Source organism: Pseudomonas sp. Van50 (genome assembly GCF_055390755.1).
Window position 1 is genome coordinate 1,441,920 of record NZ_AP024343.1, and the last position, 11,969, is coordinate 1,453,888.

At 63.5% G+C, this 11,969-nt stretch carries 14 protein-coding genes; all 14 read left to right on the plus strand.

From position 1 onward, the window contains the following. Window positions 1-67 precede the first annotated feature (67 nt). The 14 genes from ACZ5M5_RS06255 to ACZ5M5_RS06320 all read left to right on the plus strand — a co-directional run bounded on the left by ACZ5M5_RS06255 (window position 68) and on the right by ACZ5M5_RS06320 (window position 11,773). A complete protein-coding gene (locus ACZ5M5_RS06255; protein ID WP_464738777.1) occupies window positions 68-643 on the plus strand; it encodes a phage tail assembly protein in 576 nt (191 codons plus the stop codon). Then, window positions 640-765: a hypothetical protein gene (locus ACZ5M5_RS06260; protein ID WP_256573040.1), complete on the plus strand. Its 126-nt coding sequence runs from the start codon at window positions 640-642 to the stop codon at window positions 763-765. Before ACZ5M5_RS06255 ends, ACZ5M5_RS06260 begins: the two co-directional genes overlap by 4 nt. A 6-nt stretch (window positions 766-771) precedes the next feature. After that, window positions 772-2,952, plus strand: coding sequence for a phage tail tape measure protein (locus ACZ5M5_RS06265; RefSeq protein ID WP_464738778.1), 2,181 nt, complete (start codon window positions 772-774; stop codon window positions 2,950-2,952). Then, window positions 2,952-3,335: a phage tail protein gene (locus tag ACZ5M5_RS06270; protein WP_060738965.1), complete on the plus strand. Its 384-nt coding sequence runs from the start codon at window positions 2,952-2,954 to the stop codon at window positions 3,333-3,335. The genes ACZ5M5_RS06265 and ACZ5M5_RS06270 overlap by 1 nt, the downstream gene beginning before the upstream one ends. Then, window positions 3,328-3,540 carry a tail protein X gene (locus tag ACZ5M5_RS06275; RefSeq protein ID WP_058542798.1) on the plus strand — a complete coding sequence of 71 codons (213 nt, stop codon included), beginning with the start codon at window positions 3,328-3,330 and terminating at the stop codon, window positions 3,538-3,540. Before ACZ5M5_RS06270 ends, ACZ5M5_RS06275 begins: the two co-directional genes overlap by 8 nt. 9 nt (window positions 3,541-3,549) lie before the next feature. Then, window positions 3,550-4,566 carry a contractile injection system protein, VgrG/Pvc8 family gene (locus ACZ5M5_RS06280; protein WP_060738964.1) on the plus strand — a complete coding sequence of 339 codons (1,017 nt, stop codon included), beginning with the start codon at window positions 3,550-3,552 and terminating at the stop codon, window positions 4,564-4,566. Between the two features lie 265 nt (window positions 4,567-4,831). Then, on the plus strand, window positions 4,832-5,416 hold the full coding sequence (locus ACZ5M5_RS06285; RefSeq protein ID WP_060738963.1) for a phage tail terminator protein: 585 nt from the start codon (window positions 4,832-4,834) through the stop codon (window positions 5,414-5,416). Then, the gene (locus ACZ5M5_RS06290) at window positions 5,413-5,595 is read left to right on the plus strand and encodes a DUF2635 domain-containing protein (protein ID WP_003198311.1); all 183 of its coding nucleotides are present in this window, start codon (window positions 5,413-5,415) and stop codon (window positions 5,593-5,595) included. Before ACZ5M5_RS06285 ends, ACZ5M5_RS06290 begins: the two co-directional genes overlap by 4 nt. Continuing rightward, window positions 5,595-7,091, plus strand: coding sequence for a phage tail sheath subtilisin-like domain-containing protein (locus tag ACZ5M5_RS06295; RefSeq protein ID WP_464738779.1), 1,497 nt, complete (start codon window positions 5,595-5,597; stop codon window positions 7,089-7,091). The genes ACZ5M5_RS06290 and ACZ5M5_RS06295 overlap by 1 nt, the downstream gene beginning before the upstream one ends. A 67-nt stretch (window positions 7,092-7,158) precedes the next feature. Beyond that, entirely contained in the window at window positions 7,159-7,506 is a 348-nt protein-coding gene (locus tag ACZ5M5_RS06300) for a phage tail tube protein (protein WP_003198314.1), read from the plus strand. Beyond that, window positions 7,503-7,799, plus strand: coding sequence for a phage tail assembly protein (locus ACZ5M5_RS06305; RefSeq protein WP_045155211.1), 297 nt, complete (start codon window positions 7,503-7,505; stop codon window positions 7,797-7,799). Before ACZ5M5_RS06300 ends, ACZ5M5_RS06305 begins: the two co-directional genes overlap by 4 nt. Before the next feature lie 130 nt (window positions 7,800-7,929). Further along, window positions 7,930-9,504, plus strand: coding sequence for a phage tail protein (locus tag ACZ5M5_RS06310; RefSeq protein ID WP_464738780.1), 1,575 nt, complete (start codon window positions 7,930-7,932; stop codon window positions 9,502-9,504). Then, the gene (locus tag ACZ5M5_RS06315; protein WP_060738960.1) at window positions 9,491-10,729 is read left to right on the plus strand and encodes a DNA circularization protein; all 1,239 of its coding nucleotides are present in this window, start codon (window positions 9,491-9,493) and stop codon (window positions 10,727-10,729) included. Before ACZ5M5_RS06310 ends, ACZ5M5_RS06315 begins: the two co-directional genes overlap by 14 nt. A 3-nt stretch (window positions 10,730-10,732) precedes the next feature. Further along, complete coding sequence (locus ACZ5M5_RS06320) at window positions 10,733-11,773, plus strand: phage baseplate assembly protein (RefSeq protein WP_464738781.1); 1,041 nt, start codon at window positions 10,733-10,735, stop codon at window positions 11,771-11,773. Window positions 11,774-11,969: the final 196 nt, after the last annotated feature.

The window sequence follows — 11,969 nt, forward strand, 5'->3', positions numbered from 1 at the left end:
ATCCGACGTCATCGCGAGCAAGCTCACTCCCACAGGTTGTCCTCTGATTTATCAAGGAACCGATTCCATGTCCTGGACGCCTCCCGTTCACGTCTTGCTGTCGCCGATCGCCGGTGATGACGAAACACAGATCGAGCAACTCCCCCTCAAGCCGCTGTACTACGCCGCGCAAAAAGACGCCCTGGCCCGCGCCGGCGATGACGAAGACGATCAGTTTTTCGAGTTGGCCAAACTGGCCACCGGGCTGTCGGTCAAGGAACTCGACCAGCTCAAGCGCCCGGACTACGTGAGCATTGCGCAGTACGTGCATGAAATGTCCACCCGTCCGACGTCCCACTTCCTGGAACAGGTGGCCGGCGCACCCGCCGACCCTGACCAGGTACAGCTGCTGCAACCGCTCGACGTCGCGGGCCGCAGCATGACTTCGCTGACCCTGGAAATGCCGGTGCTGCGGGCCACCAAGGCGATGAAGAAACTGAAGACGGCCAAGGAACGCGCGGAGTTCATCACCGCCCATTGCACTGGCCTGATGATTCCCGATCTCGATCGGCTGACCGTGCCCGACTGGACCCAGTTGCAGGTGCGCATCGACGATTTTTTAAACAAACCGGCGGACTTCTTTCGGAGCGCGACATCGAAGTGATCCTCGATGTGGTGCCGCTCATTTACTCGGTAAGTGAGGCGGAAATCCTGGAGTGGGACGCCGGCAAGGCCTTGCGCCGCTACGACATCGCGATCGCTCGCCTTGGCGTGAAACAGGAGTAGAGCGGGATGGCGGACGATAGATATTCGCTCAAATACGCAGCCTTCAACGAGAGTGGGTTGGCGTTCGGTAATACCAGCCTCACCAGTGGCGTGTCGGCGCAAGGCGCGTTCGCCAGGGACCAACTGGCGAGCCTCGATCTGGCGCTGGAAACACTCGGGCTCAAGCTCGGCCTGCTGACCACGGCAATCGAGTCGCTGACCGTGAAGCTGTCGGCGCAACGATTGTTCTCCCAAACGATGGGCGCCGACGCCAAGGGCGAGTCGGCCAGTGAGCCAAAGGGCAAGCCGAGTGGCGGTATCGAACCACCGGCGCTGCTCAAGCCCGCAATCGCGATGGATTCGGCCATGGCCGATCTGAAAAAGGCCACCCAATTCGGGCCGCGCCAGATTCAACAGGTGGCTGAGTCAACCCAGCAGATCGCCACCGCACCGTTGGTGGCGGCCAGGGGCACCACGGCGGTTGAAGTGGTGAGGATGCAAAGCCTGGCGGCGGGGAAGGGCATCGGTAGCGATGTGCTCGATGCCTCTGACCGACAGTTGGCGCTGTCACGTTTTGCCTCGGATGCTGGCGTCACTGCGACGGCGTTCGAGATGCCGGCCATGAAGGCCGCCGAAATGCTGGCCGACTGGCGCATCTCCATGAAGCTCAACGGCGCCGAAGCCTTTGACCTGGCGGATGCCGCCAACCAGTTGGGCAAGCTACCCAATGGTGCGAAACCGGCTGAGATTGGTGCGGTCTTGCAGCGTGACGGTGCGGCGGCGACGACGGCAGGCCTGGCCCCTGCACAAGCCGCAGCGTTGACGGCGGCGTTGCTCAATACCGGTACCCAACAAGCTGAAGCCGGCGTGGCGCTGGATGGTTTCACGACGGCCCTGGGCAAGGCTGACCAGACCTCCGCCACCGAGCAAACGGCCTGGAAACAGCTGGGCCTGGAGCCCAAGGCGGTGGCGAGCGGTTTGCGTGACAAGGACACGGCGCCTGGCACGGTGATGACGGTGCTGGCGGCCTTGAACGCGCAACCGGCCGAAAAGCGCTCGACCCTTGCCGCCACGCTATTCGGCAATGGCGACGAGGCGGTGCTGCGCATGGCGCAGAAGCTGCCCGATGTGAACGCCGCCTTCTTGCAGGTGAAAGACCCAGGCCAATACGCCACGTCGCAATTGGGCAACGACGGCTCGGTGCGGCAGGACGCGTTGGCGCTGTCGAACACTCGGCAAGGCCAGTTGAACATCCTCAACGCCCGCAACGAGCGTTTGTCGATGGCCACGGGAAACGCCCTGATGCCTGTGACGGATAGCTCGTTTCAGTGGCTGGGTTCGTTGACCGATGGCATGAGTGAGTTGGCTGAGTCCTCCCCTAAAGCCACCGCGGCCATCGTGCTGCTGGGGGCGGCGATCAAACCGCTGGTGGGGGCGCTGCTCAAAGCCGTAGCGGATGAGATGTCCAATCAGGTAGCCAAGCGGGTGTTGGGTAGGGCCGCTCCGCACCTTCCCGGCCGACTGGGCGAGGTGATCTCCGAGGACTTCAGGAAAAATCTTCCTGGGGACAAGCTGGATACAAGCAATGCCAGCCAGCGTCCCGAATCCACGAGAGGGCCGAAGATACGCGTCAGTACGCGAGGCTCGCGGGGGACCGCAGGGCGTTTTTCACTCGGGCCAACGGCCTCATTACGCTCGATGACGCGCAAGGCGCCCGGCCCATTGAAAGTGGTCGGTGCCGTCGCTGATGTGGCCGAGGGTGTGCTGACCGGCGACAAACGGATGATGGGCGCAGGCCTGGGAGCCGCGGGTGGCGGCTGGGCAGGCGCGGCTGCGGGGTCTGCGGCCGGTGCCGCTTTGGGCAGTGTCGTTCCGGTGATCGGCACTGCCATTGGGGGGCTGGTTGGCGGACTGCTGGGCGGCTGGTTGGGGAGTGATGCAGGCGCGTCCCTGGGGGAAAAACTCGTCGCCCCCGCCGACAGGCTCGCTGCTCCAGACCAGGTCAGCAAAGACCTGGCCAGCACCCAGACAACCACACAGCAGAACACCATGACCGCGAACATCTACATCAACGGCCAAGACCAGGCCAGTGCCAGTCAGTTGGCCAACCTGGTCGTGCAGCAGCTCTCGGGCCAATTCGGCTTGACGACCATGCCCAGCTCACTGGCCATGCGCAGTGATGCCGCCCTGACCGACGGAGGTACGTGATGCGTCAACAAATGGCACTCGGCAGTTTCATCTTTGGGCTGTCGAGAAAGTTTGCGTACCACCAGCTGGTACACACGTCGGAGGGTGGCTGGAAAAGCATCGACATTCTCACCAGCAAACCCAAGTCCAGCCAGATCGGCCAGGGGCTGCAAGGGCTGACGATCACGGGCAAGTCGATGTACGCGACCGCCATGGATCGTCTCGATGAGCTGCGCGCATTGCAGGCGCAGCGCATCCCCCTGCCGTTGGTCGATGGCATCGGCCGCAACTGGGGCCTGTGGCAGATCAACAAGGTCACGGAAACCCAGACCGAAATCATCGATGACGGCACGGCGATGGTGGTCGGCTGGGTGGTTGAATTGATGGAGTTCGCCAATGCGTAGGGTTCGAAGTATCGCCGGTGATTCGGTGAATCTGCTGCTGTACCGCGAGCTGGAGCGTTGTGACGATATCGTCGAGGAGGCGCTCTGGTTGCTCAATCCGGGGTTGGCTGAATGGGGCCCGGTATTGCCGGCGGGCGTATGGGTTGTCTTGCCGGAAGTGGACCTCAAGCCCGTGGCAACCCCACCGGTTTCGGCCTGGGATTAAGGAGGCGACATGTCATTGGGTTTCACGCCTGCGGTGGAAATTTATGGTGCGAACGCCGCGCTGCTCAACGAACGCCTGCTCAAGTGGGTGCATGTCGACGCGGCGGGTATCGAGTCCGATCAATTGACCCTCACCATCAGCCTGGACGGGCTCGAAGGGTTGCCCAGCCTGGGCGGCAAGATTGGCCTGCGGGTCGGCTATCTGGAGTCGGGTCTGGTGGACAAAGGCGAGTTCGTCATCACCCGGCGCACGCCGCTCCTGTTTCCCCTGCAACTCGTGCTGGTGGCCATGGCAGCGCCGTTCAGCGCGGCGGACCAGACCGGGTTCAAGCAACGCCGATCCGTCAGCCATGGCCCGACGACCCTGGGGGCGCTGTTTCGTCAGTTGACCTCCAGGCACGGGTTTTCCCCGCGAGTGGCGCCGGACCTGTCGCTGATCAAGATCGAGCACATCGACCAGTGCAATGAGACCGACATGGGTTTCCTCACGCGTCTGGCCCACCGGTATGACGCCGTCGCCAAGCCGGTCAACGAACTGTATGTGCTGGCCCGGCGCGGCCAGGCGAAGTCGTTGTCGGGCAAAGTTTTGCCCGACATGAAACTGTCGGTGACGACCAACAACCGCCCGGGCGACCACGCCTTCATTTCGGCCAAGCTGGATGAAGGCGCCCGGGCCAAGTACCAAGGCTGCAAGACCCGTTGGTGGGATGCGGCAGCGGGCAAGCTGCAGGTCGAGGAGAGCGGCATCGCGCCGTTCAAGACCCTGCGCCAGCGCTTCCAGAGCGCCGACGATGCCCGCGCCGCCGGTGAAGGCGAGGTACGTCGGATGCTGCGCGAAGCGCTCAAGGTGACGATCGAGTGCCCGGGTAACCCGGGGCTGTCTGCCGAGGGCATCGTCCTGCTGGATCCCTCCTGGCCGGATTTCATGCGCGGTCGCTGGTCGATCGACAAGGTCACCGCCAGTGGCGACCGGGAAAAAAGCTATCGCTGCTTGATTGATGCAACCTGCCTGGATGCCAAGGCCTGATCCCCCTGTGGGAGCGAGCTTGCTCGCGATAGCGCCCCGACATTCAACATTTGCACTGACTGACACGCCGCCATCGCGAGCTAGCTCCCACAGTTTTGTTCAGCGTTGCACATACCCCCTGCGCCCAACCGAGTCCCCCTGTGGGAGCGAGCTTGCTCGCGAAGACGACAGCACATCCGACATCAATGCTGCCTGCCCCACCGCTTTCGCGAGCAAGCCCGCTCCCACAGGGGAGGCTCGCACCTTCAGATACTGGAGTCTCCCCATGAAGATCACACCGATCCTCACGCAATTGCGTGAGCAATGTCCGACGCTTGCCCAGCGTGTGGCCGCAGGTTTTGACCTCGCCACGCTGCAAGCCGAGACCCCGCTGCAAACCCCCTGCGCCTATGTATTGCCCACCGCCGACATCGCCAGCAAGAACGCAGCTCAGAACGTCACGCTGCAAGCGGTGCGTGATCGCTTCGATGCCGTGCTGGTGCTCGACGCCACTGACGCGACAAAAGCGCTGGATCTGTTGCACGACCTGCGGGCCGAACTGTGGCGTGCGCTGGTGGGGTTCAAGCCGGGCGCTGAGTACACCGGCGTCGAATATGACGGCAGCGAACTGGTTTCCACCAACAGCAGCCGGGTGTCGTACCGGCTGCGCTTTTTCGCCGAGTTCCAGCTGGGCCGCAATCTGGCGAGCCAGCCTGCCGAAAGCTGGCACGAGCGTGAACTGGACGGCTTGTCGTCCTTTACCGGGGCCACCGTGCGGGTCGATGCCATCGACCCGGCGGACCCCAACCTGAAACGTCCCGGCCCCGACGGGCGCGTGGAACTGACTTTCTCTGGAGACGTAACCCCATGAGCAAACGCATCACCGTGCTGCCGGCCCCGGGCCGTGCCGTACCGGACCCGGAAGCGGGCGATCTGTTGCCCCTCGAGGGCCGTGAAGTGCCGGACAACGCCTGGTGGCGTCGACGTCTGGCCGATGGCGATATCACTACCAAAGCCGTGAAAGCGGCCAAACCACAGGGAGCCAAATAATGGCGATCGGATTCAGTAACATTCCCGCGGACATTCGTGTTCCGCTGTTCTACGCCGAAATGGACAACTCGGCCGCCAATAGCGCGTCATCGGCCATGCGCCGGTTGATCGTCGCCCAGGTCAACGACAATGTCGCCCCGGCCGCTGTCGGCAAACTGGTGCTGGTGTCCAGCGTCGCCCTGGCCAAGAACATCGGCGGGCAAGGCTCGATGCTTGCCTCGATGTACGAAACCTGGCGCAAGACCGACCCGCTCGGCGAAATCTGGTGCCTGCCGCTGCACAACGTCGAAGGCGCCATCGCCAAGGGCGTGCTGACCTTCACCGGCACCGCGACTGAAAGCGGTGTGCTCAACCTGTACGTCGGCGGTGTGCGCGTCCAGGCCGCCATCGTCAACGGCGCCACGGCGGCCCAGGCCGCCACTGCGCTGGCCTTGAAAATCAACGCCGCCGCCGACCTGCCGGTGACCGCTGCGGCCGCCGAAGGCGTCTTGACCCTCAGCGCCAAATGGACCGGCGACAGTGGCAACGACATCAGCCTGCAGTTCAATCGCCTGGGCAAGAGCAATGGCGAAGACACCCCGGCGGGACTGACCACCGCCATCACCGCGATGACCGGTGGCGCCGGCGTGCCGGACCAGACCGCTGCCGTCGCGGCCCTGGGCGACGAGCCTTTCGAATTCATCGCCATGCCTTGGTCCGACGTGGCGAGCCTCAACACCTGGCAAGCGGTCATGGACGACAACACCGGCCGCTGGTCCTGGGCCAAGCAGTTGTTCGGCCATGTCTACAGCGCCAAGCGCGGCACCATTGGTACCCTGGTCGCCGCCGGACAGGCGCGCAACGACCAGCACATGACCCTCCAGGCCCTGGAGCTGGGCGTACCGCAACCGTTCTGGCTCCAGGCCGCGGCCTTGGCGGCTCGCACGGCGGTGTTCATCTCCGCCGACGCCAGCCGTCCGACCCAGAGCGGCAGCCTGCCAGGCTTGGACCCGGCACCGGCCAGCGAGCGTTTCACCCTGACCGAGCGCCAGTCGCTGCTCAACTACGGCATCGCCACGGCGTATTACGAAGGTGGCTACGTACGCATCCAGCGTTCCATCACCACGTATCAGAAGAATGCCTTCGGCCAGGCTGACAACTCCTACCTGGACAGCGAAACCATGCACCAGTCGGCGTTCATCGTCCGCCGCCTGCAAAGCGTGATCACCAGCAAGTACGGTCGCCACAAACTGGCCTCCGACGGCACCCGTTTCGGCGCCGGCCAGCCTATCGTGACCCCGAGCACCATCCGCGGCGAACTGATCGCGCAATACGCCAAGCTCGAACTGGAAGGCCACGTGGAAAACGCCGAGCTGTTCGCCGAACACCTGGTTGTCGAGCGTGACAGCCAGGACCCGAGCCGGGTCAATGTGCTGTTCCCACCGGACTACATCAACGGCCTGCGGGTGTTCGCGCTGCTCAACCAATTCCGCCTGCAATACGACGCCGCCGCCTGACGGTAGCACTCAGTCGCATGCATTCAGCCCACCTTGCGTGGGCTTTTTATTTGAAGGGAGAAACACCATGGGTCAACTGATTGCGGGCACCTGCTACGTCAAAGTGGACGGCGCTCAACTGACCATCAATGGCGGCTGCGAAGCGCCACTGATGTTCACCAAACGCGAAACCGTCGTACCGGGTTTCTACAAGGAAACCGACATCGCCCCGTCCTTCAAGGTGACGGCCCTGCACACCGCGGACTTCCCGCTCAAGCAGCTGGTCGCCGGCACTGATATGACCGTCACTTGCGAATTCAACAACGGCAAGGTCTACGTGCTGGCTGGCGCCTACCTGGTGGAAGAGCCGGTGTCGAAGGGCGACGACGCCACCATCGAGCTGAAATTCGAAGGCATCAAGGGGACCTGGCAATGACTGATGTCGTGACGCTGCGCGTGGCCATCGAGGCCCACGGCGAGCCCCTGAGCGAACTGACCCTGCGCCGTCCGACGGTGCAAGAGGTCCGGGCGATCAAGGCGCTGCCCTACAAGATCGACAAGAGCGAGGAGGTGAGCCTGGACATGGACGTCGCGGCCAAATACATCGCGGTGTGCGCCGGTATCCCGCCGTCGTCGGTCAACCAGTTGGACCTGGCTGACCTCAACGCCCTGAGCTGGGCCGTCGCGAGTTTTTTCATGAGTGCGGCGTCGCAGCCATCGGCGACCTGATCGCCGCCGCCTATGACCTGGCCTGGTTCTGGAAGGTTGACCCCGAACAGATGATGGCCAGGCCACTGGATGTGCTCCGCGAATCCTTGGAGCACGCGCAACGGATCAATGCGATGCAGCAGGTGCAGTGATGGCAGACACACAAAAGGTAGAGAGAAAGGCGGTGCTGCTGACAGGCATCGACGAGCTGTCACCCAAGCTCGCCGGCCTTCGTGCGAAGGTCGCGAGTTTCAAGCAGAACCTCGACGCCACGGGCCTGGGCAGCCTGGATATTTCCGGTCTGCTGCCCAGCGGCGGCCTGGCCCAGCCCTTTATGGACGGGCTCAAGTCGGCGCTGGCCTTCAAGGACGAGGCGGGCGCCGCGAGCGCGGCGGCCAGCGCCGTCCAGGCCCCTGAAGCGCCCCGTATGGCGGCACAGAACCTGGATGGATTGAAGACTTCCATCAGTAACGTGTCGGTGCAGTTCGGCTCGGCCTTGGGACCTGCGGTCAACGCGGTGGCGGTGAGTTTGCAGCCCATGGTCAGCGGCGTGGCCCAGGTGCTGCAGGACAACCCGCAACTGGTACAGGGCCTGGCGAATGGTGTCGTGGCGTTCAACGCGATTCAGATGGCGGTCAGCGGCGCGAGCCAGGCGTTCGAAGTGGTGAACCTGGCCTTGAAGATGAACCCCATCGGTTTGATTGCCATGGGCATCGCCTTGGCGGCAGGGATGATCATCGCCCACTGGACGCCGATTTCAGCGTTCTTCGCCGGACTCTGGCAGAGGCTTGCGCCGATCGTCCTGCCGATGGTCGAGTTCTTCAAGACGATGTTCGCCTTTACCCCGATGGGGCAGGTGATCAGCAACTGGGGGCCGATCAGCAGCTTTTTTGGCGCCCTCTGGAATGTGATCGTGGCGGCGGCAGCGCCGGTCATCGGTTTCATGCAGACGCTGTTCGCCTGGTCACCCCTAGGCTTGATCGTTGCCAATTGGGCGCCCCTGACCGGGTTGTTCGCGGCGATCTGGGACCTGCTCAGGGCCTTGACCGTGCCGGTGCTGGACGCCTTGAAAGGCCTGTTCGACTGGACGCCGTTGGGGCTGATCATGGCCAACTGGGGCACGATCGGTGAAGTCTTCGCCGGGATCTGGGAGGGCGTGCGCAACCAGGTGTCAATCATGCTGGCGGTGTTCAGCGGCCTGTTCGACTGGTCACCCATCGAGGGTCTCGTCAAGCAGTGGGGGCCGGTGGGCGAGTGGTTCAGCCAGTGGTGGAACGAGTTGCAGGCGGTGATCGCGCCGATCAAGGCATTTTTCAACGGCGGCTTCGGCGAGATGATCACCTCGTTCACCGCTAAGGTCGAGGGTTTGACCGAGGCGCAGCGCGCCACCAACGCCGAAGGCAAAGGTGAGCTGGCGCCGGCGTTTTTTGGCGCGGCCAGCGAACAGCCTCCGGGCCTGTCGTCCAGCCTGGCGCCAGCCTCCGCCAACGTTCCGGCGAAGACCTCGCTGGCGCCGGGTACGTTGCCACAAACCTCCAGCGCCCTGGTGCAACAAAGCGCCGCCAATAACCGCACGCAACTCGAAGGCGGCCTGACCGTGCGCTTCGAAAATGCGCCGGCCGGGTTGCGCGCCGATCCGCCCCAGACCAATCAACCGGCCCTGGCGGTGAGTTCGCGCATCGGCTATCGCTCACTGTCCACAGGAGGCTCCAATGAGCTGGCGTGATCGTTTGTTGCCGGCGTCGTTTCGTGGCGTCGGGTTCTGGGTCGACCAGGCGAAAACCCCGGTCGGCCACAAAGGCCAGCTGCATGAATATCCCCAGCGTGACCAGCCGTTTTTCGAGGGGCTCGGCCAGCAGGCGAAGATTCATGAGCTGACGGCGTTCATCGTCGGCCCCGATTGCCTGGAGCAGCGCGATAAGCTGCTCAAGGCCTTGGAGCAGGGCAGCGGTGAACTGGTGCACCCGTGGCTGGGGCGCCTGCAGGTCAAGGTCGGCGAGTGCGACATGACCCAGACCCGTCAGGACGGCGGGTTGGTGACGTTCGCCCTGAAGTTCTACCCCGACCAGCCGCTGCAATTCCCTTCGGCGACGATCAACAGCCAGAAACTGCTGCTGGTCTCGGCCGACAGCTTCCTCGGTTCGGCGGTGCGGCGCTTCGAAGACGCCATGACCTTGATCAAGGCCGCACGGATCGGCATCGCTGACCTGCGCAACAGCCTCAAGGAGATCTACGGCGTGATCGAGCAGGAGCTCAAGCCGTTGATCGAGACCTATCGGCAACTCAGCGATCTGGTCAAGGCGGTGAAAGCGTTGCCCAAGGAGGTGGTGGCCGAGTTCAAGGGGTTGCTGGGCGATATTCGGGAACTGAAGGACTTCGCCCGTGACGGCTATCGCGGCGTGATTGCCAGCGTGTCGCAACAGGTGGAGGCCATTGGCAAGGCCGACGCGCCCAAACTCACGACGGGCAAGGACACCACGGCGGCGGCCCAGGCCGTGGCCGACCTGGTGCAGGACACGCTGTTGGTGCAGGCCGCGCAATGGATTGCGGCGATGCCGGTAGCAGCGCCTGCGGTCAAGTTGGGCGCCACGCCGTCGGTGGCGCAACAGGCCGTGCAACCGGTCCAGCGCCGGGACGTGCCGGTGGCCGACGATGTGCTGGCCCTGCGCGATGCCCTCAACGATGTCATCTGGCAGGCCTCCCTCAAGGCTGATCCGGAGCACTACCAGGCGATGAACAACCTGCGCCAGCAAATGGCTGCGCACCTGACGGCGGTGGCGTCTTCGGGTGTCAGGCTGATCAACCTGTCGTTCAAGCAAAGCCTGCCGGCGCTGGTGGTGGCGTATCAGCAATTCGCCGATGCCACCCGGGTGACGGAGGTGACCCAGCGTAACGGCGTCGCCCATCCTGGTTTCCTGCCGCCCAATGACCTGAAAGTCTCGGGGGAGTAAGCCATGAACGAGCTCGACAACGCTGTCTCGCTTACTGTCGGCGGGTTGGATTACGGCGGCTGGAAAAGCGTGGAAATCAGTGCGGACCTGGAGCGCCAGTTTCGCACCTTCAAACTCGACATCACTTGGCAATGGCCGGGGCAGACCCAAGCCGTGCCGATACGTCCGGGCGATGAATGCCAGGTGCGCATTGGTGCCGATCTGGTCCTCAGCGGTTATGTGTTCAAGGCACCGGTCAGCTATGACGGTCGACAGATCAGCCTGAGCATCGAAGGTGGCTCCAAGACCCAGGACCTGGTGGACTGCGCCGCGATCAACCGCCCGACTCAATGGCGCGGGCAAACGCTGCTGAGCATCGTCCAGGCCCTGGCATCGCAATACGGCGTGGGGGTCGTCAGCGAGATCCCTGAAACCGCGCGGTTGAGCGAACACAGCATCGTGCCGGGGGAAACGGTCTTTCAATCCATCGACCGTTTGCTGACATTGTTCCGAGTGTTCTCCACCGACGACGCACAAGGACGTGTGTTGCTGGCCAAACCCGGCAGCGGTGGGCGGGCCAGTGATGTATTGGAGCTGGGCAAGAACATTCTGTCGGGCAACGCACCGATGGACTACAGCCAGGTGTTCTCCGAATACCGGGTCATCGGCCAGCACAAGGGCAACGATCAACAGAGCGGGGCGGCGGTGAGCGAAGTCTCTGGCACCGCCACCGATCTGGGCTTCAAGCGCAAGCGGGTGACGGTGATCAGCGAGAGCGCGCAATTGACCTTCGAACTGGCCCAGCAACGGGCCGATTGGGAAAGCGCCATCCGCGCCGGCAAGGCCCTGACCACCACCTACCGTGTGCAAGGCTGGCGCCAGGCCAATGGCGACTTGTGGCGGCACAACACTTTGGTACGGGTGATCGACCCGGTGCTGGGGTTCGACGGTGACATGTTGATTTCCAAAGTGACGTACTTGCTCTCGGCACAAGGCTCCGTCACCACCCTGCAAGTCGCGCCGCCGCATACCTTCGACGCCAACCCGGTGCCGCCAAAACCCTGAGCCCCGGCCCACCACAGATCCCCTGTGGGAGCGAGCTTGCTCGCGATGGCGGTGGGTCAGCTTGCATGGATGTCGGATGTGCTGCCGCTATCGCGAGCAAGCTCGCTCCCACAGTGTTTCGAGAGCGCCCCCAAAGTGTCCGCCCACCACAGATCCCTTGTGGGAGGGAGCCTGCTCGCGATGGCGGCAGTGCAGC